Genomic DNA, 19,342 nt, shown 5'->3' with positions numbered 1-19,342 from the left:
CGCCCTCGACGTCACTCGACCGTGACCGACTTCGCGAGGTTGCGCGGCTGGTCGACGTCGAGGCCCTTGGCCGTCGCCAGGTGCAGCGCGAAGACCTGCAGCGGCACGACCGCCAGCAGCGGCGCGAGCATCGGCGAGCACTGCGGGATGCGGACGACCTCGCTGGCGAACGGCTCGACGTCCTCGTCGCCGTCGTGGGCGATGACGAGGGTGCGCGCACCGCGGGCGCGGATCTCCTGGATGTTGGAGACGACCTTCTTGTGCAGCTCGTGCGGGGTGTCCGGACCGGGCACGACGACGAACACCGGCTGGCCGGGCTCGATGAGCGCGATCGGGCCGTGCTTCAGCTCCCCGGCCGCGAAGCCCTCGGCGTGGATGTACGCGAGCTCCTTGAGCTTGAGCGCGCCCTCCATCGCCACCGGGTAGCCGACGTTGCGGCCGAGGAAGAGCACCGTGCGGGTGTCGGCCATGAACTCGGCCATCTCCTGCACGCGGCCCATCCGGCCGAGCAAGTCCTCGATCTTCGCGGGGATCTCGGCGAGCTCGGCCATGACGGCCTTCGCGTCGTCGGCGTAGGTCTCGCCGCGCAGCTGCGCGAGGTAGAGCCCGAGGACGTAGCAGGCGGTGATCTGCGCGAGGAAGGCCTTGGTCGAGGCGACGGCGATCTCGGGGCCGGCGTGCGTGTAGAGCACCGCGTCGGACTCGCGCGGGATCGTCGAGCCGTGCGTGTTGCAGATCGAGAGGGTCATCGCGCCGAGCTCGGTGGCGTGCTTGACCGCCATCAGCGTGTCCATCGTCTCGCCGGACTGGCTGATCGAGACGACGAGCGTGTCCTCGTCGACGATCGGGTCGCAGTAGCGGAACTCGTGGGCGAGGGCGACCTCGACCGGGATGCGCGTCCAGTGCTCGATCGCGTACTTGGCGACCATGCCGGCGTACGACGCGGTGCCGCACGCGACGATCGTGATGCGCCGCACCTGGCGCAGCCGCTCCTCGGAGATGCGGACCTCGTCGAGCACGAGCGCGCCCGACTCGTCGGTGCGCCCGAGCAGCGTGTCGGCGACGGCGTGGGGCTGCTCGTGGATCTCCTTCTCCATGAACGTCGCGTAGCCGCCCTTCTCGGCGGCGGCGGCGTCCCAGGTGACCTCGTAGGACTTGCCCTCGGCCGGCGCACCGTCGAAGCCGATGACCGAGTGGCCGTCCGGGGTGATCGTGACGATCTGGTCCTGGCCGAGCTCGAGCGCGTGGCGGGTGTAGCCGATGAACGCCGCGACGTCGCTGCCGAGGAAGTTCTCGCCGTCGCCGAGGCCGACGACGAGCGGGCTGTTGCGCCGCGCACCGACGACGACGCCGGGGCTGTCGGCGTGGACCGCGAGCAGCGTGAACGCGCCCTCGAGCCGGCCGACGACGGCCCGCATCGCCTCGGTGAGGTCGCCGAGACGGTCGTACTCGCGCCCGACGAGCTTGGCCGCGACCTCGGTGTCGGTCTCGGAGAGGAACTCGACGCCCTCGGCGAGCAGCTCCTTCTTCAGCGCGTGGAAGTTCTCGATGATGCCGTTGTGGATGAGCGCCAGCCGGTCACCGTCGCCGCCGCGGTGCGGGTGCGCGTTGCCGTCGGTCGGGCCGCCGTGCGTCGCCCAGCGGGTGTGGCCGATGCCGGTGCGCGAGGGGGCCAGCGGGTGCGCCTCGAGGGCGGAACGGAGGTTCTCGAGCTTGCCGGCGCGCTTCTCGGTGCTCACGCCGTCGTCGGTGACGAGGGCGACGCCCGCGGAGTCGTAGCCCCGGTACTCCAGGCGGCTCAGGCCCTCCATGACGACGTCGAGCGCCGTCCCGTCCATGCTCCGGCCGACGTAGCCGACGATTCCACACATGGCGGGCAGCCTATCCGCTGGAGGCCCCCGCCCCCGCACCGGCGCGGGCCCGCGCGGGCCCCCGGCGGCGGGTCCGGACGGCCCGTCGGGACGGGGGTTCCGCGGTCTCGCAGGACCGATGCGGAATGATGCAGGGGTGACCGCAACGGAGCAGGCACTGGCGCGCCTCGGCGTGACCGGGGCCGCCGGGGTGCCGACCCCGTACGTGGAGCTCGACCGGGGGACCTGGTCCCGGCTGCGCGAGGAGCACCCCATGAGCCTCACGCAGGACGACATCTCGCGCCTGCGCGGCCTCGGCGACCGCCTCGACCTGCGCGAGGTCGAGGACGTCTACCTGCCCCTCTCGCGACTCCTGCACTTCTACGTCGAGGCCGTCCACGGCCTGCGGCTCGCGACGAGCGAGTTCCTCGGCGAGCGCCCGAGCCGCGTCCCGTTCGTCGTCGGCGTCGCCGGGTCGGTGGCCGTCGGCAAGTCGACGACGGCCCGCATCCTGCGCGAGCTGATGTCGCGCTGGCCCCACACCCCGCGCGTCGAGCTCGTGACGACCGACGGCTTCCTCTACCCCAACGCCGAGCTCGAGCGGCGAGGGCTGCTGCAGCGCAAGGGTTTCCCCGAGTCCTACGACCGCCGCGCGCTGCTCCGCTTCGTCGCCGACGTCAAGTCGGGAATGCCGGTCGTCGAGGCGCCGCAGTACTCGCACCTCACCTACGACGTGCTGCCCGAGCCGCTCGAGGTGCGCAAGCCGGACGTCCTCATCGTCGAGGGGCTCAACGTCCTGCAGCCCCCGGGCGTGCGCCCCGACGGCGAGAGCACCATCGCCGTCTCGGACTTCTTCGACTTCTCGGTCTACGTCGACGCGCCGGTCGACGAGGTGCGGCGCTGGTACGTCGAGCGCTTCCTGCGCCTGCGCCAGACGGCGTTCGCCGACCCGCAGTCCTACTTCCACCGGTACGCCGACCTCAGCGACTCGCAGGCGCGCGAGACCGCGGCCGGCATCTGGTCGGCGATCAACGAGCCCAACCTCGTCGAGAACGTCCAGCCCACCCGCGAGCGGGCGACGCTCGTCCTCAGCAAGGGCGCCGACCACGCCGTCACGAAGATCCGGCTGCGCAAGATCTGACGCTCGCCCGCGTCATCGCCCCCGACACGGCGCGACGGGCCCCGGCGTGCTGCCGGGGCCCGTCGTCGTGATGAGGGGTGTCGCTCAGTACCAGTGCGGCGAGCGCGCCTGCCACTGCGACAGGGCGTTGCACGGCGTGCCGTACGAGCGCTTGATGTAGTCCAGGCCCCACTTGATCTGCGTGACCGGGTTGGTGCGCCAGTCGCTGGCGACGCTCGACATCTTGCTCGCGGGGAGCGACTGCGGGATGCCGTAGGCGCCCGAGGAGGAGTTCTCGGCCCACCAGCGCCAGTCGCTCTCGCCGATCCACAGCTGCTCGAGGCAGCCCCACTGGCCGGAGCCGAAGCCGTACTCGGGCAGGAGCAGGCGCGCGACGGACTTGGGGTCCTCCTGCGCGTTCTCGAGCACCTTCTTGCGCTCGGCGGCGCGGGCAGCGCGCTCCTGCGCGACCTGGCGCTTCTTCGCGAGCGCCGCGGCCTCGGCCTTCTGCTTCGCATCGGCCTTCGCGGCGACGACGGACTTCTGGACGTTGGTCGCCGAGCGGTCGGACGCGACGCGGGCGGCGTCCTCGAGGGCGACCTGGCTCTCGTGCGTCGAACTGGCCGTGGCCGACTCGTCGAAGGCGAGGGCGGTGGCGTCGGCGTTGGCCGAGTCCTCGAAGGTGCCGCTGAGGGCGATGCCGCTCGTGACGACGGCGGCGACGAGACTGGTCGAGACCAGCGGCCGTCCGACCACGGACACGGCGGTCCGCCCGAGCGACCGCTTGGGAGCGGCGTGACGCGGGGCGTGACGCGGGGTGTATCGGGCCATGGGGGACCGGTGGACCTTCCAGGGGTGGGGGGCTCGGGGCGTGGTGCAGCCACGAGCGGCGTTACGGAATCGAGACCTTAGCCTAGGTGGAGAGGCGTCGACGGCCGAAATCGGCCCCTGAGCATCCGCTCAGACGAGCAGGTCAGGGGCCGTTCGGTCAGACCTCGAGCCCTTCGAGCAGGTCGGTCACGAGGGCCGCGATCGGGCTGCGCTCGGAGCGGGTCAGCGTCACGTGGGCGAACAGCGGGTGCCCCTTGAGCGCCTCGACGACCGCCACGACGCCGTCGTGCCGCCCGACTCGCAGGTTGTCGCGCTGCGCGACGTCGTGGGTGAGGACCACCTTGGAGTTCTGGCCGATCCGCGACAGGACGGTGAGCAGGACGTTGCGCTCGAGGCTCTGCGCCTCGTCGACGATGACGTACGCGTCGTGCAGGCTGCGCCCGCGGATGTGGGTCAGCGGCAGGACCTCGAGCATCCCGCGGTCGAGGATCTCCTCGACCACCTCGCGCGACACCAGAGCGGAGAGGGTGTCGAAGACCGCCTGCCCCCAGGGGTTCATCTTCTCGGCCTCGGACCCCGGCAGGTAGCCCAGCTCCTGGCCGCCGACCGCGTAGAGGGGACGGAAGACAACGACCTTGCGCTGCTGGCGGCGCTCCATCACGGCCTCGAGGCCGGCGCACAGCGCGAGCGCCGACTTGCCGGTGCCGGCGCGCCCGCCGAGGCTGACGATGCCCACGTCGGGGTCGAGCAGAAGGTCGAGGGCGATCCGCTGCTCGGCGCTGCGCCCGTGCAGGCCGAAGGCGTCGCGGTCGCCGCGCACCATCCGCACCTGCTTGTCCGGGCCGACGCGCCCGAGGCCGGAGCCCCGCGGCGAGATGAGCTTGAGCCCGGTGTGGCAGGGCATCTCCGCCGCGCCGGCGTGCTCGAGGCGGCCGTACTCGTAGAGGTGGTCCATCTCCTCGACGCTCACGTCGAGCTCGGCCATCCCGGTCCAGCCGGACTCGACGGCGAGCTCGGCGCGGTACTCCTCGGCGTCCAGCCCGCAGGCCGAGGCCTTGACCCGCATCGGCAGGTCCTTGCTGACGACCGTGACCAGGTGTCCCTCGTTCGCGAGGTTGCGGGCGACGGCGAGGATGCGGGTGTCGTTGTCGCCGAGCCGGAAGCCGGCCGGCAGGGACATCGGGTCGGTGTGGTTGAGCTCGACGCGCAGCGTCCCGCCGACCTCGCCGACCTCGACCGGGGCGTCGAGGCGCCCGGCCTTGATGCGCAGGTCGTCGAGCATCCGCAGCGCCTGGCGCGCGAAGTAGCCGAGCTCGGGGTGGTGGCGCTTGGCCTCGAGCTCGGTGACGACGACGACGGGCAGGACGACCTCGTGCTCGGCGAACCGGAGGATGGCCCGGGGGTCCGACAGCAGGACCGAGGTGTCGAGGACGAAGGTCCGGCGCTCCTCTCCCGCTCGCGTGCTGGCTGCCGTCGGCGTGGTCGAGGTCATGTGCCGCTCCCGGTGGTCGGAGGAGGATCGTGGCTCGACGCTACGACCGCCTCCGGGCGCCGGCGGGAGGCGAGGACCGGCGTGTCGGCACCCGCGTGACAGCAGTGAACAGGTGTGACGTCTGGGACGAGATGTCATCCGTTCGACCCCGTCCGTCACCGGCCGTTCACCCGAGGCCGACGACCCCGCGGCGAGGACGTCCCGGAGGTCCCGCCCGCTCAGGAGCCGAAGCGGCGGTGGCGCTCCCCGTAGGCCCGCAGCGCCCGCAGGAAGTCGACCTTGCGGAAGTCGGGCCAGTAGGCCTCGCAGAAGTAGAACTCGCTGTGCGCGCTCTGCCACAGGAGGAACCCCGAGAGGCGCTGCTCCCCCGAGGTGCGGATGACGAGGTCGGGGTCGGGCTGCCCCTTGGTGTAGAGGTGCTCGGCGATGTGCTCGACGTCGATGACCTCGGCGAGCTCCTCGATGCTCGTGCCGCGCGTCGCGTGCTCGTGCAGGAGGCTGCGGACCGCGTCGGCGATCTCGCGCCGGCCGCCGTAGCCGACGGCGACGTTGACGAGCATCCCGTCGACCTCGCGGGTGCGCTCCGCGGCTGCCTTGAGGCGCTGGGCCGTCGCCGCGGGCAGCAGGTCGAGGGCGCCGACCGGGTTGACCCGCCACTGCATCGTCGCCGCGATGGAGTCGACGGAGTCCTCGATGATGCCGAGCAGCGGGCGCAGCTCGCGCTCCGGGCGGTTGAGGTTGTCGGTCGAGAGCAGCCACAGGGTGACGAGCTCGACGCCCACCTCCTCGCACCAGGCGAGCAGGTTGAGGATGTTGTCGGCGCCGGCGCGGTGCCCCTCCTCGGTCCCGGCGCCCCGCTGCTTGGCCCAGCGGCGGTTGCCGTCGACGAGGACCCCGACGTGGCGCGGCACCGGCGCTCCCCCGAGCTGACGGGCCACCCGCTTGGCGTACGCGGCGTAGAGGACGTCGCTGAGCCGCCGCATGCCAGCCGCCCTTCCCGTGCGCTCCCGGATCCGGCCGCCCGGCGGGGCGACCGCGGCCCACGGTACTCCGCGCTGCCGTGCCCGACCTCACGGAGCGGGGCCGTTCGTCCGGTTCCTAACCTACGCTCGCGTAGGTTACCGTGGACGCATGACCCGTGAGCAGCCCGACCCCGCCACCGAGACCGGTCGTCTCGAGGCGCTCGAGCAGCGCGTCGAGGCCGCCCTCACCACCGTCAAGCCCAAGCTGCGCGGCTGGCTGCACGCCGGGATGACCCCCGTCGCGCTCGTCGCCGGCATCGTCCTCGTGCTCCTCGCGACGACGACCGAGGGCAAGGTGTCGGCCGCCGTGTTCGCCGGCACCGCCGTGCTCCTCTTCGGCACGTCGGCGGTCTACCACCGGGGCACGTGGTCCCCCCGCGTCGGCGCCTTCCTGCGCCGGTGGGACCACTCGAACATCTTCCTCATCATCGCCGGCAGCTACACGCCCTTCGCCCTCATGCTGCCCGCCGACCAGGCCCGCCGAATGCTGCTCATCGTCTGGAGCGGCGCCCTGCTCGGGGTCGCCTTCCGCATCTTCTGGACCGGCGCCCCGCGCTGGCTCTACGTGCCGGCCTACCTCATGCTCGGCTGGGTCGCGGTCTTCTACTTCGGCCCGCTCGTCCAGCACGCCGGTGGCGGCGTCATGGCGTGGGTCGTCGTCGGCGGCGTGCTCTACAGCCTCGGCGCTCTCGTCTACGGCACCAAGCGGCCGAACATCTCGCCGCGCTGGTTCGGCTTCCACGAGGTCTTCCACGCGCTGACCGTGCTCGCCTTCACGGCGCACTTCGTCGCCGCCTCACTCGCGCTCACCGGCCCGCAGGCCTGAGCCGCCCGGGCCGCGCGGCCCCCGACCTCCCCTCCGCGGCTCGGCGCCGGGGAGCCGGAGGTCAGCGGGTCAGACCGCGCCCGGCGACCCGTCGTCGCGCCGCGGGTCGCGCGGGTCCGCCTCGAGCGCGTCGCTGGGCTCCGGCTCGACGTCGGCCGGGCCGGCCTGCTGCTCGTCGCGGCCGCGGTGGGCCCGCTGCTGGCGGTAGGACATCCGGCGCATCCGCGCGTTCATGTTGCGCATGAGGAACCAGAGCGCGAGCGCGAGGACCGTGAACGCGATGAACGCGAGGAAGCCGGTCGAGACGTCGGGCGGGGAGTCGTTCATGCGGCACGCTCCGTGACGGTGTCGTGGACGAGGGCGAGGTCGGGGCTCGTCGCGAGGGCGTCGGCCTCCGCGACGTCGGTCGGCAGGCCGGCGAACAGGTCGTCCTCGCCGTCGACGAACGGGACGAACGAGAGCGCGAGCTCGTACTCCTCGACCGGCCAGACCTGCGCCTGGAGGTCGCGCGGCACCTGGAACCACGTGCCGTCGGGGTCGACCTGGGTGGCGTGGGCGAGCAGCGCGGCGTCGCGGCGGTCGTACCAGTCGGCGCACTGGACGCGGGTGGTGACGACGCGCTCGGTGCGCGTCCAGTTCTCGAGCCACTCGGCGTAGGGGCTCTCCTGGCCGAGGCCGGTCAGCGCCTCGTGGAAGGCCTCGATGCGGGCGCGGCTGAAGGTCTGGTTGTAGTAGAGCTTGAGCGGCTGCCACGCCGGCCCGGCCTCGGGGAAGGCGTCGGGGTCGCCGGCCGCCGCGAAGGCGTTGACCGAGACGTCGTGGGTCATGATGTGGTCGGGGTGGGGGTAGCCGCCGTTCTCGTCGTACGTCGTGACGACGTGCGGGCGGAAGCGACGGATCTCGCGCGCGAGCGCCTCCGTCGTCACCTCGAGCGGCTCGAGCGCGAAGCAGCCCTCGGGCAGCGGGGGCAGCGGGTCGCCCTCCGGCAGGCCGGAGTCGACGAACCCGAGCCAGGTGTGCTGCACGCCGAGGATGTCCCGGGCGCGCGCCATCTCGTCGCGGCGGACCTGGGCGAGGTCGCGCAGGATGTGGACGTCGTCCTTGAGCCGGGGGTTGAGGATGTCGCCGCGCTCGCCGCCGGTGCAGGAGACGACGAGCACCTCGTGGCCGGCGTCGACGTACTTCGCCATCGTCGCCGCACCCTTGCTCGACTCGTCGTCAGGGTGCGCGTGGACGCACATGAGCCGGAGCCGTTCGGACATGAGAGACCCTTCGTGCAGGTGGGCTCGGGCGGTACCCGAGAATGGACCGAGGACCATCCTCTCACTGCCCGCCGACCACCGAGGGAGCAGCCGTGCGCCTGCCCGATCCGCGCGACCCCGCCGGCCGTCGCACGTTGCTCGCGCTCGCCGCGGTCGTGCTCGCCGTGGCCGGCATCGCCTGGTACGGGTGGACCGCGACGGCCGGCCAGGTGCGCCCGACGGTGACGGGCTACCGCGTGGAGTCCGACGCCCTCGTGCGCGTCGGCTACGACCTCGTGCGGCCGGAGGGCACGGCCGTCACGTGCCGGGTCAGCGGGCTCGACGGGTCGAAGGGCCGCGTCGGGACGGTCGAGGACGCGATCCCGGCTGACGGTCCGGCGATCGTCCACCGGGTCGTCGAGGTGCGCACGAGCGCCCGCGCGGTGACCGGTGTCGTCGAGTCCTGCGTGCGCGTCGCGGCGGGCTGACCTCGCACGACGGCGCGCGACGATTGTGGCGCGAGCGCCGCACGTTGGTAGACTGAATCCTTCACGTTCGGGTCCGTGCCGACGCTAGCGCCGCGAGACGGCGGTCGGCCCGGGCCCGTTGCCGTAAGCACCCCGCGGCGCGCCCGCGAGGGTCCGGCGCCCCTACGCACTTCGCAGGAGTTGATGACCCGTGACCGAGACGACGAACCAGAGCTACCTCACGCAGGCGGCCTTCGACCGCCTCCGGGCCGAGCTCGACGAGCTGACCGGCCCCGGCCGCACCGAGATCGCCAAGAAGATCGAGGCGGCCCGCGAGGAGGGCGACCTCAAGGAGAACGGTGGCTACCACGCGGCCAAGGAGGAGCAGGGCAAGATGGAGGCCCGCATCCGCCAGCTGACGCAGCTGCTCGAGAACGCCGTCATCGGCGAGACCCCCAAGGACGACGGTGTCGTCGAGCCCGGGATGATCGTCACCGTCGACATGTTCGGCGACGAGGAGAAGTTCCTCCTCGGCTCCCGCGAGATCACCGACTCCTCGATGCAGGTCTTCTCCGAGAAGTCCCCGATCGGCGCGGCCGTCAACGGCCACAAGGTCGGCGACTCGGTCTCGTACGAGGCCCCGAACGGCAAGCAGATCGAGGTCAAGATCCTCGCGGCGAAGCCCTACACCGGCTGAGCCCGGTCGCTCCGGCGACGTGACGGACGGCCAGGCCCCCTCGCGGGACCGGGCCGTCCGTCGTCCGACCGGGCAGGGCGCTCAGGCGGGCCGGACGCCGTCGACGAGGGTGTGCGTCGCGCCGCCGACCCACACGACGCCGTCCTCGACGTCGACGTGCACCCGGCCCTCGCGGCCGAGGACCGTGCCCTGCGCCGCGACGTAGTGCTCGGGCGCGTACCCGGCGGGGACCAGCCATTGGCCCAGGCCCGCGTTGAGGCTGCCGGTGACGGGGTCCTCCCCGAAGTCGCGCTCGTCGGAGAAGAACGCCCGCACCTCGAGGTCCACCCCGTCGGTGCGCGCCCCGGCCGGGTAGCGCGCCGCGAGGCCCACCTTGAGCCCGCGCGCCAGCACCGGGTCCGGCGCAGCGGCCAGGACGGCCTCGGGCGAGGCGAGCAGGACGGCGAGCCAGCCCGGCCCGTTGTCGACCCAGGCGGCGTCGACGACGTCCGCGGGTGCGACCCCGAGGGCCGCGACGACGCACGCGAGCTCGTCGCCCTCGACCGCTCCGGAGCGCACGAGCGGCGGGGCCGCGAACGCGAGGCGGTCGGCGCCGCGCCGCACCTCGACGAGCCCGGCCGAGCACTCCTGGACGACGACGCCCTCGGTGCGCGGCACGCCCCCGGCCTCGAGCCAGGCGTGGGCGCTGCCGAGGGTCGGGTGGCCGGCGAAGGGCAGCTCGCCGCCGATCGTCCAGATCCGCACGCCGTAGTCGGCGCGCAGGTCGGTGGGGACGGTGAGGAAGGTCGTCTCCGAGAGGTTGGTCCAGCGCGCGACGGCGAGCATCTGGTCGTCGGACATCCCGTCTGCGTCGTGGAGGACGGCGAGGGCGTTGCCCCGGAAGGCTCGCTCGGAGAAGACGTCGACGAGGCGCACGGCGGTCATGCCGCCATCGAAGCACGGGCCGGCCGCCGCGGACGTCCCCGGGCCCGTCGACGAGCGGACGACCGACGCCCGCGCTCAGTCGCGGGTCCGGTTGACGAACGAGCGGACGGCCAGCGGCGCGAGCACCGCCGAGAGCCCGACCGACCAGATGACCGTCGTCAGCACGGGGTGCTGCAGCGGCAGCGCCGAGTCGGCCGGCAGCGGGATGCCGTCGTTGCCCCAGAGCTCGCGCAGCGCTTGGACGAGCGAGCTGATGGGGTTCCACTCGGCGAGGAACCGCAGCCAGTCGGGCATGACGTCGGTGCGCGCGAACGCGTTGGACAGGAACGTGATCGGGAAGACCGTCGTGAACATGACGCCCTGCACGGCCTCGACCGAGCGCAGCGCCGAGCCGAAGAGGATGCCGACCCAGATCATCGCGAAGCCGAAGAGCAGGAGCAGGCCGTAGCCGGCGAGCCCGCGCAGCACGCCGTGGTGGATGCCCCACCCGACGAACAGCCCGGTGACCGACATGACGACGATGCCGATCATCGAGTGGATGAGGCTCGAGACGCTGCGCGCGACGACGACCGACGAGCGGCCGATCGGCAGGGACCGGAAGCGGTCGACGATGCCCTTGCCGAGGTCGGTGTTGAGGCCGATGGCGACGATGAACGCGCTGAAGGTCATCGTCTGCGCCATGATCCCCGGCAGCAGCCACTCCTTGTAGTCGACGCCGGGCACGACGATCGAGCCGCCGAAGACGAAGGCGAAGAGCAGCACGAACATCACCGGCTGGATGGTGACGTCGGTGAGCATCTCGGGCTGGCGCTTGATGTGGGTCAGGTTGCGGCGCACCAGCGCCGAGACCTGACGGACCGGGCTCGTGCCGGCGGCGCTCGGGTGCTCGGCGTGGAACGGCCGACCGGCGGCGGTGGTGGTGGTCGGAGCGGTCATCGCAGGGCCTCCTCGGCGCTCGCGTCGGACGTGGCACCGGCGGCCTCGGACTCGGCCCGGTGCCCGGTGAGGGTGAGGAAGACGTCGTCGAGGCTCGGGCGCTGGAGCCCGATGTCGTCGAGGTCGATGCCGGCCTCGTCGAGCCGGGCCGCGATGCGGGTCAGCGCCCCGACCCCCTCGGCCGGGGCGGTGATGCGGCGGGCGTCGCGGTCGAGGTGGATCTCGCCGACCTCGCCCCGGACGATCTCGGCGGCCCGCTCGACCTCGGCCGGGCGGCTGACCGCGACGACGAGGCTGGCGGCGCCGGAGCGGTCCTTGAGCTCGAGCGGCGTGCCGTCGGCGATGACCCGCCCGTGGTCGACGACGACGATGCGGTCGGCCAGCTGGTCGGCCTCGTCGAGGTACTGCGTGGTGAGGAAGAGCGTCGTGCCCTCGCGCACGAGGTCGCGCAGGACGCCCCAGAGCTCGACGCGGCTGCGCGGGTCGAGCCCGGTCGTCGGCTCGTCGAGGAAGAGCACCGGTGGGGTCGCGACGAGGCTGGCCGCGAGGTCGAGCCGGCGGCGCATCCCGCCGGAGTACTCCTTGACGACCTTCGTCGCGGCGTCGGTCAGCGAGAAGCGCTCGAGCAGCTCGTCGGCCACCCGGCGGACGGTGCGCCGGTCGAGGCCGTAGAGGTCGCCGACGAGGCGCAGGTTCTCGCGGCCGGTCAGCAGCTCGTCGACGGTCGCCGACTGCGCCGTCAGCCCCATCCGGCGGCGCACGGCGTCGGCGTCGCGGACGACGTCGAGACCGGCGACCCGGGCCGTGCCGCTCGTCGGCCGCGAGAGCGTGGTCATCATCCGGACGGTGGTGGTCTTGCCGGCGCCGTTCGGCCCCAGCATCGAGAAGACGGTGCCCTCCGGCACCGAGAAGCTGACGCCGTCGACGGCCGTGAAGTCACCGAAGGTCTTCACGAGGTCGTCGGCCTCGATGGCGGCGCCGCTGGTCGTCATGGACCGACCGTAGGGCCACCCGCCGACAGCGGTCCCCCCCTTTTCGGTGACAGTCCCCCGACCAGCGCGGACGCCCGCGCGGGGTCGACGTCGGCGAGCAGCCCGGCGGCGAAGAGCACGTAGTCACGGTCGACGGCGGCGACGGCCCGGTCGGGCACCCGCCAGCCGCCGCCGTGGTCGGCGAGCGCCGCGCCGAGCACCCGCTCGGCGGTGCCGTCGGGGGCGTGCCGCAGCACCCCGCCGGAGCCGACGAGCATCCCGACGTCGGCGAGCGGCCGGGGCCGCTCCCCCGCGGCGGGCCGCCCGTGCCGACGCAGGGCGACGGTGACGGCGGCCGTGGCGAGCGCCTCGTCGGCGGCCCACTCGGCGTCGCTCGTCGACAGCGCCCCGGTGTCGGCGGCGACCCGCGCGGCGTGACCGGCCACCGCGTCGGGCAGCGGCATCCGCTCGCGCGCCGACGCCTCGACGATGCCCTCGGCGTTCCAGCGCATCCCCAGGTCGGCCTCGACCGTGCGGGCGTGCCAGACCGGCCCGACGACCTCGCGATGGATGGCGGCGTCCTCGCCCTGCGGCGTGACGACGGAGTAGACGTCGGTCGTCGCGCCGCCGACGTCGACGACGAGCACGTCCTCGCCGCGTGCCTCGGCCAGCACCTCGACCCCCCGCAGCACCGCGTCGGGGGTGGCCGCGCGGACGAGCTCGGCGAACCCGCGGCCGCGCGAGAGGCCCTTGCCGCCGATGACGTGGCGCAGGAAGACCTCGCGGATGGCGGCGCGCGCGCCGTCGGGAGCGACCTCGCCGATGCGCGGCAGCACGTTGCCCGTGACGGTGAAGCGCCGCCCCGTCGCCTCGAGCTCGGCGACGACGGCGTCCGCGGCGTCGGCGTTGCCGGCGACCACGACCGGGGCGGTGACCCGGGCCCGGGCGAGCCGGCGGGCGTTGTGCAGGAGGACGTCGGCGTTGCCCCCGTCGGTGCCGCCGACGAGGAGGACGAGGTCGGGCCGGTCGGCGCGCAGGGCGGTGACGTCGGCGCCGACCATCGGCCCGGACGCGACGTGGACGACGCGCCCGCCCGCCGAGAGACCGACCCGGAAGCCGGCCTCCGCCGTCACCTCCCGCTCGTAGCCGACGACGGCGACGCGCAGACCGCCACCGGCGCTGGAGCACAGGAGGGTCCGCTCGGGCGCTGCCCCGTCGGCGAGCGCGGCGCGGACGGCGTCGACCCCGTCCATGACGTCGGTGGCGACGGTCGTCGGGCGCGACGCGCGCCCGCGGACCTCGCCGTCGTCACCGACGAGCAACGCCTTCGTGAAGGTCGACCCGACGTCGACGCACAGGACCGCACCCACGCCCCGAGACCCTAGTGGCCGGGTCCGCCGCCGGGCGCACCTCCCCCGGTCGGCTGCGTCGTCGTGTCGACCGGGGCGGTGAGCGCGACCGTGTAGCCGCTGCTCGTGTCGCCGGAGACGGTGCCGAGCTGGTGCACGCCGCCGTCGTCGCCGAACACGTTGTCGCTCGTCAGCGAGATCTGCGCGAGGTTGCTCACCGACTGCTCGTACCCGCTCGTCGCGTAGACGGTGTCGCAGGTGGTCTTCGGCAGGGCGACCTGCGAGGTGGCGATGGCGTTCGTGCTGTCGGTGATGCTCGCCTCGTCCGGGTACACCTCGAAGTGGATGTGCGGCCAGCGGCCCGAGTAGCAGGCCGGGAAGACGCTCGTGAACTCGACGACGCCGGAGTCGTCGGTCACCTGGACGCCGCGCAGGTAGTTCTCCTGCGTCACGCCGTCGGAGTACATCGAGTAGCGGCCCTGGCTGTCGCAGTGCCAGACGTAGACCGCGGCGCCGGTCATCGGGCCGCCGCCGGCGGCGATGTCGAGGATGGTGAGCCGCAGCGTCATCGGCACGCCCTCGGCCGTCGTCGTCGAGGTGCCGAAGCTGCTGCGGATGTCGGAGCGGACCACGCCGCTCTGCTCGAGGACGTCGGCGCCGTTGGAGCCGTCGCCCGGGTAGGGGCCGGCCGTCTCGTCGGGGATCTCGGTGAGGGTCGTGTCGGCGGCGTCGCTCGCGGTGGCGGACGCCGTGGCGCTCGCCGAGGCGGTCGCGGAGCCCGTCGCCGTCGAGCCGCTCGACGACGTCGACGCGCCGCACGCCGCGAGCGCGGTGCCGGCGGCCCCGATGCCGAGGACGGCGAGCATCCGGCGGCGGTCGAGCAGCGTGCCGAGGTCGAAGGCGAGCCCCTGGTCGACGACCTCGTCGTCGGGGCGGGGCAGCGGGCGTCCCTCGTAGGTGGGCTGGTCGTCGGTGCGGGTCATCGGTCTACCTCCGGGTCGGTGTCGTCCCGACGACCGTAGGAGGCCTGCCGAGCCATCCGGTGTGCGTCCGCTGTCCGCCTCCTGTGACCGCCTCCGACCCGTCGAGAGAGGAGAACACGCCGTGCGGCTCGGGGCGCGCACGGCGTGTCCTGTTCACTCGACGGGTGGTGCTCCGCCGGCGGGGCGGGTCAGGTGAGGCGGTCGAGCGCCTGGCGCAGGTCGGCGACGAGGTCCTCGACGTCCTCGATGCCGACGGACAGGCGGATGAGGTCGGCCGGGACCTCGAGCTCGGTGCCCGCGACCGACGCGTGCGTCATCCTGCCGGGGTGCTCGATGAGGGACTCGACGCCGCCGAGCGACTCGCCGAGGGTCCACAGCTGCGTCTCGCCGCAGACCTTGGCCGCGACGTCCTCGCCGCCCTTGACGCGGAAGGCGACCATGCCGCCGAACCGCTTCATCTGGCGGCGCGCGACGTCGTGGTTCGGGTGGTCGGGCAGGCCCGGGTAGTGCACGGACGCCACGCCGGGGTGGCTCTGGAGGAAGTCGACGACGGCCTCGGCGTTGTCGCAGTGGCGCTCCATCCGGACGGCGAGCGTCTTGAGGCCGCGCAGCACCAGCCACGCGTCGAACGGGCCGGCGACGGCGCCCATCGAGTTCTGGTGGAACGCGACCCGCTCGGCCACCGACTCGCCGTCGCGTGTCGTGGCGCCCGGCGCGACGACGACGGCGCCGCCGACGACGTCGCTGTGGCCACCGGCGTACTTGGTCGTCGAGTGCACGACGACGTCCGCGCCGAGCGCGATGGGGTTCTGCAGGTACGGCGACGCGAAGGTGTTGTCGACGACGAGCAGCGCACCGGCCTCGTGGGCGACCGCCGCGATCGCCTCGATGTCGGCGATGCCGAGCAGCGGGTTGGTCGGCGTCTCGACCCACACCATCCGCGTCTCCGGGCGCATCGCGGCCCGCACAGACTCGACGTCGGCGACCTTCGCGATGGAGTGGTCGACACCCCAGGCGCGGACGACCTTGTTGAACAGCCGGTAGGTGCCGCCGTACGCGTCGGACGGGACGACGACGTGGTCGCCCGGCGCGAGCAGCGCGCGCAGCACGGTGTCCTCGCCGGCGAGGCCGCTGGCGAACGCGAAGCCGCGCTCACCACCCTCGAGCGCGGCGACGCACTCCTCGAGCGCGGCGCGCGTCGGGTTGGCCGAGCGCGAGTACTCGTAGCCGCCGCGCAGGCCGCCGACGCCGTCCTGCTTGTAGGTGCTCACCTGGTGGATGGGCGGCACGACGGCGCCGGTCAGCGGGTCCGGCTCCTGCCCGGCGTGGATGGCGCGGGAGGAGAAGCCGAGGTTCTCGAGAGTCATCCTCCGAGCGTAGGGGCCGCCGGGGGTCCGCCGGCACCGCGGGGTGGGGTCATCCCCGGCCGAGATGGCGCTGCCAGGCGCGCAGCCGACCGCTCGGGCGGAAGCCCATCGCGCGGTTGACGGCGAGCATGTGCGCGTTCTCCTCGGCGTTCCACGTCCGGACGACGCGCACCTCGGGCAGCGCCTCGGCGAGCGCGCGCAGGTTGGCCAGCTTGAGGGCCATCCCCAGCCCGTGGCCACGGTGCTCGCGGGTGACGAGCGTGTCGTGCTGGAAGGCGAGGTGCGGCGTCCCCTCGGGCAGCTGGATGCTCGTGTAGCCGACGAGCCGGCCGGTGCCGAGGTCACGGACGAAGGTCGACACGACCCGGCGGCCCATGGCCCGGGTGCGCTCGTCCTCGCCGCGGACGCGCTCCTCGTCCCACTCCTCCTCGTCGAGCTCGAGGTCGCCGAGCGGCGCGTCGGTCGACATCCGGCGGGCGAGGAACGCGCGGTCGGCGAGGTCGGCCTCGGGCATCGCGTCGACGTGGGTCTCGAGGCGGTAGCCGTCGGCCACGACGGGCGCGGTTATTTCGGCCTCGTGGACCGCGAGGTCGGATCGCAGCACGGTCTGCGCGGACCCGAAGCCGTGCCGCTCGACCCATCCGGCGAACGGGTCGTCGTCGGTGTCGGCGCCCCACTGGGTCTCGGCGTGCAGCGTGGTGCGGCCCAGGTCGCGCGCCTGCTCCTCGACCCAGTGCAGCAGCGTGTCGCCGACCCCGCGGCGGCGGTGCGCCGGCAGCACGGCGACGAACACCTGCGCGGTCGACTCGTTGTCGAGCAGCGGGGCGATGACACCCGCGGCCCCCACGGGCTCGTCGCCGTCGACGGCGAGCACCTGGAGGCGACGCTTGGACGCCGAGCCCTCCAGCCCGCGCAGCTCCTCGGCGCTCCAGGCGTCGTGGTCCTCGCCCTGCTCGTCGCGGGCGACGTCCTCGAGCACACGGGCCCAGGCGTCGAAGCGGGCGCCGGCGGCGAGGTCAGTGTCGAGTCCGGAGACCGGGACGAGGGAGATCACGCGGAACACCGTGCCATTGCCGGCGGTTGGACTACACATGCTTTTCGGTTCGAGTGCGAAGACCACCCTCCCCACCCGCGAGGAGGCCCTGCCGGGCCGCGAGCACCGGATCTTCCCGGTGCCCACGACCCACGAGGTGCTCGGCACCCCCCTGGAGGGTCCGTGGCCCGACGGCACCGAGGTGCTGTACGTGGCGATGGGCTGCTTCTGGGGCGTCGAGCGCATCTTCTGGAAGCTGCCCGGCGTCGTGACGACGGCGGCCGGCTACATGGGCGGCTTCACGCCCAATCCGACGTACGAGGAGACCTGCACCGGCCGGACCGGGCACGCCGAGGCCGTTCTCGTCGCCTACGACCCCACCGTCACCTCCCCCGAGCTGCTGCTCAAGGCGTTCTGGGAGAACCACGACCCGACGCAGGGCAACCGGCAGTACAACGACGTCGGCACCGCCTACCGCTCGGCCATCTTCACGACGACCCCCGGCCAGGCCGCGGCCGCCGAGGCGACGCGCGAGGCGTTCCAGGGCGAGCTGACCAAGGTCGGGCGCGGGACCATCACGACGACGATCGCGACCGCCGAGCAGGCCGGCCCGTTCTACTACGCCGAGGACTACCACCAGCAGTACCTCCACAAGAACCCCGGCGGCTACTGCAACCACGGCCCGAACGGCCTGACCTGCCCCGTCGGCGTCGCCAACCTCCCGGCCCAGACGGACGTCGCGCCGCCGCGCGGCTGACGCCCTCCGACCGTCCGACGAGGCCCCCTCCCGCCCGAGAGGGGGCCTCGTCGTCGTCCGGCCCCTCCCCGACCCCGATAACCCTGCACGTGCGGGGTTATCGCTGTCCGAAATCCCAGCCGCCCTCGAAAAGCCCGCACGTGCGGGTTTATCGCTGTCCGAAATCCCAGCCGCCCTCGAAAAGCCCGCACGTGCGGGGTTATCGCTGTCCGAAATCCCAGCCGCCCTCGAAAAGCCCGCACGTGCGTGGTTATCGCTGTCCGCGCGCGGTCCAGACCACGAAAAGCCCGCACGTGCGGGGTTGTCTCGTCAGGCGCTGCGGAGGTGACGCGGCCCGAAGTAGCGCCGCCACTCGTCGGACCGGGCCGTGACGCGTTCGCCACGCTCGGACAGGACCGTGGCCACGCGTTGCACGGTGGTCTCCGGCTCGACCCACAACCCGGGAGACGTCACGACGACCATCCGCCACCCCCAGCCGTCGAACTCCTCGCGACGACGGATGTCCCCCGCCCACTGCTGGTCGTCCTCGGCGTGCTGGCGACCGTCGTACTCGACGCTGACCTTGCGTCGCCGATACCCCATGTCGGCGCGACGCAGCACAGTCCCGTCGGCGTCGTGGAAGCGCAGGTCCGTCTCGGGCTCCGGGAGTCCCGCGAGCGTCAGCAGCATCCTCGTCCGCGACTCGGGCGCCGAGTCGACACCCACCCGGACCAGTGCGGCGGCGCGCCGGGCGAGGCGCCGGTACCGGCCGATGGACGCGGCTGCGGACACGAGCGCGTCCGGAGTCGTCACTCCGGCGTGCACCAGGCTGTCGCCGAGCACGACGAGCTCGACGACGTCGAGGTCCTCGGCGCAGTCGAGGAACGTGCGCTCCGGTGTCGTGACCCGCAGTCCGTGGCGGGTCGTGATGCCCGAGCGGTCCGACGAGACGCGGGAGTCGACGCCGTCGACGTCCATGCGGCCCCACTCGAGCAGCCGGCGCGCCTGCGCCGAGCAGCCCGGACCGCCGCCCCTCGCCCGCGAACGCGCCTCCCGAGCCGCCGTCCGCTGGACGGCATCCGGTCGGAGCGTCGTCACGTGCGTCTGCCAGTCGTCGGGAGCGACGCCACCCCACAGCGCAGCCGCCGTGTGCCGCGAGACGACGGTCGCCGCCGGCGCGACGAGCATCGCTGCCTGCGCGCGGACGCGGGCGTCGACCGGGGCCTTGGCGTCCACGTAGACGCCGTGCACGAGGCGTCGGAAGCGCGGGCCCCGGAGCGATGCCTCGGTCGCGACGCCGCGCTCCATCGCCTCGACGCCCAGGAACGGGCGGGAGGTGTCGAGCGGCTGGTCGGTCACGGAACCGAGCCTGCCCTCATCCGGGCGCACGGCGCTCGCGTCATCCACAGGCCCGGCATCCCGCACGTGCGGGGTTATCGCTGTCCTAACCCCCAGCCAACCTCGAAAAGCCCGCACGTGCGGGGTTATCGCTGTCGC

At 73.2% G+C, this 19,342-nt stretch carries 19 protein-coding genes; 5 read left to right on the top strand and 14 right to left on the bottom strand.

Features of this window, described 5'->3' with window-relative positions:
- Positions 1-11 precede the first annotated feature (11 nt).
- A complete protein-coding gene (glmS, locus tag LG324_RS06795) occupies positions 12-1,871 on the bottom strand; it encodes a glutamine--fructose-6-phosphate transaminase (isomerizing) (RefSeq protein WP_404352647.1) in 1,860 nt (619 codons plus the stop codon).
- A 118-nt stretch (positions 1,872-1,989) separates the two neighbouring features.
- Between glmS and coaA the strand changes: the two genes are divergently transcribed.
- Entirely contained in the window at positions 1,990-2,991 is a 1,002-nt protein-coding gene (gene coaA / locus LG324_RS06790) for a type I pantothenate kinase (protein WP_084696819.1), read from the top strand.
- Positions 2,992-3,075: 84 nt separating this feature from the next.
- Here the strand turns inward: coaA and LG324_RS06785 are convergent, their stop codons facing one another.
- From LG324_RS06785 to LG324_RS06775, 3 genes are all read right to left on the bottom strand, one after another.
- Positions 3,076-3,726 carry a hypothetical protein gene (locus LG324_RS06785; RefSeq protein ID WP_051750584.1) on the bottom strand — a complete coding sequence of 217 codons (651 nt, stop codon included), beginning with the start codon at positions 3,724-3,726 and terminating at the stop codon, positions 3,076-3,078.
- A 232-nt stretch (positions 3,727-3,958) separates the two neighbouring features.
- Positions 3,959-5,293: a PhoH family protein gene (locus LG324_RS06780; RefSeq protein WP_404352646.1), complete on the bottom strand. Its 1,335-nt coding sequence runs from the start codon at positions 5,291-5,293 to the stop codon at positions 3,959-3,961.
- A gap of 218 nt (positions 5,294-5,511) precedes the next feature.
- Positions 5,512-6,276, bottom strand: coding sequence for an isoprenyl transferase (locus tag LG324_RS06775; RefSeq protein WP_404352644.1), 765 nt, complete (start codon positions 6,274-6,276; stop codon positions 5,512-5,514).
- 148 nt (positions 6,277-6,424) lie between these two features.
- On the opposite strand from LG324_RS06775, the gene LG324_RS06770 reads away from it, so the two are divergent.
- A complete protein-coding gene (locus LG324_RS06770) occupies positions 6,425-7,141 on the top strand; it encodes a hemolysin III family protein (protein ID WP_030528850.1) in 717 nt (238 codons plus the stop codon).
- A gap of 69 nt (positions 7,142-7,210) precedes the next feature.
- On the opposite strand, the gene LG324_RS06765 is transcribed toward LG324_RS06770, so the two are convergent.
- Together LG324_RS06765 and mca are read right to left on the bottom strand one after the other, a co-directional pair.
- On the bottom strand, positions 7,211-7,468 hold the full coding sequence (locus LG324_RS06765; RefSeq protein ID WP_404352643.1) for a hypothetical protein: 258 nt from the start codon (positions 7,466-7,468) through the stop codon (positions 7,211-7,213).
- Complete coding sequence (gene mca, locus LG324_RS06760; RefSeq protein ID WP_404352642.1) at positions 7,465-8,403, bottom strand: mycothiol conjugate amidase Mca; 939 nt, start codon at positions 8,401-8,403, stop codon at positions 7,465-7,467. Before mca ends, LG324_RS06765 begins: the two co-directional genes overlap by 4 nt.
- A 92-nt stretch (positions 8,404-8,495) precedes the next feature.
- Between mca and LG324_RS06755 the strand changes: the two genes are divergently transcribed.
- Positions 8,496-8,870 carry a DUF4307 domain-containing protein gene (locus tag LG324_RS06755; protein ID WP_207024755.1) on the top strand — a complete coding sequence of 125 codons (375 nt, stop codon included), beginning with the start codon at positions 8,496-8,498 and terminating at the stop codon, positions 8,868-8,870.
- Between the two features lie 190 nt (positions 8,871-9,060).
- Positions 9,061-9,546, top strand: coding sequence for a transcription elongation factor GreA (greA, locus tag LG324_RS06750; protein WP_030528854.1), 486 nt, complete (start codon positions 9,061-9,063; stop codon positions 9,544-9,546).
- An 81-nt stretch (positions 9,547-9,627) separates the two neighbouring features.
- Here the strand turns inward: greA and LG324_RS06745 are convergent, their stop codons facing one another.
- From LG324_RS06745 to LG324_RS06715, 7 genes are all read right to left on the bottom strand, one after another.
- A complete protein-coding gene (locus LG324_RS06745; protein ID WP_404352640.1) occupies positions 9,628-10,470 on the bottom strand; it encodes a PhzF family phenazine biosynthesis protein in 843 nt (280 codons plus the stop codon).
- Between the two features lie 75 nt (positions 10,471-10,545).
- Positions 10,546-11,406, bottom strand: a complete 861-nt coding sequence (locus tag LG324_RS06740) for an ABC transporter permease (RefSeq protein ID WP_207024758.1) — start codon at positions 11,404-11,406, stop codon at positions 10,546-10,548.
- Positions 11,403-12,398, bottom strand: coding sequence for an ATP-binding cassette domain-containing protein (locus LG324_RS06735; RefSeq protein ID WP_404352639.1), 996 nt, complete (start codon positions 12,396-12,398; stop codon positions 11,403-11,405). Before LG324_RS06735 ends, LG324_RS06740 begins: the two co-directional genes overlap by 4 nt.
- A complete protein-coding gene (locus tag LG324_RS06730; RefSeq protein ID WP_404352638.1) occupies positions 12,395-13,747 on the bottom strand; it encodes a glutamate mutase L in 1,353 nt (450 codons plus the stop codon). The genes LG324_RS06735 and LG324_RS06730 overlap by 4 nt, the downstream gene beginning before the upstream one ends.
- Before the next feature lie 11 nt (positions 13,748-13,758).
- On the bottom strand, positions 13,759-14,709 hold the full coding sequence (locus LG324_RS06725; protein ID WP_404352637.1) for an intradiol ring-cleavage dioxygenase: 951 nt from the start codon (positions 14,707-14,709) through the stop codon (positions 13,759-13,761).
- A 188-nt stretch (positions 14,710-14,897) separates the two neighbouring features.
- Positions 14,898-16,076, bottom strand: coding sequence for a cystathionine gamma-synthase (locus LG324_RS06720; RefSeq protein WP_404352636.1), 1,179 nt, complete (start codon positions 16,074-16,076; stop codon positions 14,898-14,900).
- Positions 16,077-16,125: 49 nt separating this feature from the next.
- Positions 16,126-17,130, bottom strand: a complete 1,005-nt coding sequence (locus LG324_RS06715) for a GNAT family N-acetyltransferase (RefSeq protein WP_404352634.1) — start codon at positions 17,128-17,130, stop codon at positions 16,126-16,128.
- Between the two features lie 37 nt (positions 17,131-17,167).
- Here LG324_RS06715 and msrA point away from each other — a divergent pair, with 37 nt between their 5' ends.
- The gene (msrA, locus tag LG324_RS06710) at positions 17,168-17,866 is read left to right on the top strand and encodes a peptide-methionine (S)-S-oxide reductase MsrA (RefSeq protein WP_030528862.1); all 699 of its coding nucleotides are present in this window, start codon (positions 17,168-17,170) and stop codon (positions 17,864-17,866) included.
- Positions 17,867-18,175: 309 nt separating this feature from the next.
- Here msrA and LG324_RS06705 read toward each other — a convergent pair whose 3' ends face one another.
- Positions 18,176-19,204 (bottom strand): hypothetical protein, encoded by a 1,029-nt coding sequence (locus tag LG324_RS06705; RefSeq protein WP_404352633.1) that lies wholly within the window; start codon positions 19,202-19,204, stop codon positions 18,176-18,178.
- Positions 19,205-19,342: the final 138 nt, after the last annotated feature.

The sequence above is a fragment of the Phycicoccus jejuensis genome, assembly GCF_044797865.1.
In the GTDB taxonomy this organism is placed as follows: Bacteria; Actinomycetota; Actinomycetes; order Actinomycetales; family Dermatophilaceae; genus Phycicoccus; species Phycicoccus jejuensis.
This window is presented reverse-complemented; position numbering and strand designations above follow the sequence as displayed.

Coding starts and splice junctions, on each gene's coding strand:
- glmS (WP_404352647.1), bottom strand. CDS start 1,871: ATGTGTGGAATCGTCGGCTACGTCGGCCGGAGCATGGACGGGACGGCG.
- coaA (WP_084696819.1), top strand. CDS start 1,990: ATGCGGAATGATGCAGGGGTGACCGCAACGGAGCAGGCACTGGCGCGC.
- LG324_RS06780 (WP_404352646.1), bottom strand. CDS start 5,293: ATGACCTCGACCACGCCGACGGCAGCCAGCACGCGAGCGGGAGAGGAG.
- LG324_RS06775 (WP_404352644.1), bottom strand. CDS start 6,276: ATGCGGCGGCTCAGCGACGTCCTCTACGCCGCGTACGCCAAGCGGGTG.
- LG324_RS06770 (WP_030528850.1), top strand. CDS start 6,425: ATGACCCGTGAGCAGCCCGACCCCGCCACCGAGACCGGTCGTCTCGAG.
- LG324_RS06765 (WP_404352643.1), bottom strand. CDS start 7,468: ATGAACGACTCCCCGCCCGACGTCTCGACCGGCTTCCTCGCGTTCATC.
- mca (WP_404352642.1), bottom strand. CDS start 8,403: ATGTCCGAACGGCTCCGGCTCATGTGCGTCCACGCGCACCCTGACGAC.
- LG324_RS06745 (WP_404352640.1), bottom strand. CDS start 10,470: ATGACCGCCGTGCGCCTCGTCGACGTCTTCTCCGAGCGAGCCTTCCGG.
- LG324_RS06740 (WP_207024758.1), bottom strand. CDS start 11,406: ATGACCGCTCCGACCACCACCACCGCCGCCGGTCGGCCGTTCCACGCC.
- LG324_RS06735 (WP_404352639.1), bottom strand. CDS start 12,398: ATGACGACCAGCGGCGCCGCCATCGAGGCCGACGACCTCGTGAAGACC.
- LG324_RS06725 (WP_404352637.1), bottom strand. CDS start 14,709: ATGACCCGCACCGACGACCAGCCCACCTACGAGGGACGCCCGCTGCCC.
- LG324_RS06720 (WP_404352636.1), bottom strand. CDS start 16,076: ATGACTCTCGAGAACCTCGGCTTCTCCTCCCGCGCCATCCACGCCGGG.
- msrA (WP_030528862.1), top strand. CDS start 17,168: ATGCTTTTCGGTTCGAGTGCGAAGACCACCCTCCCCACCCGCGAGGAG.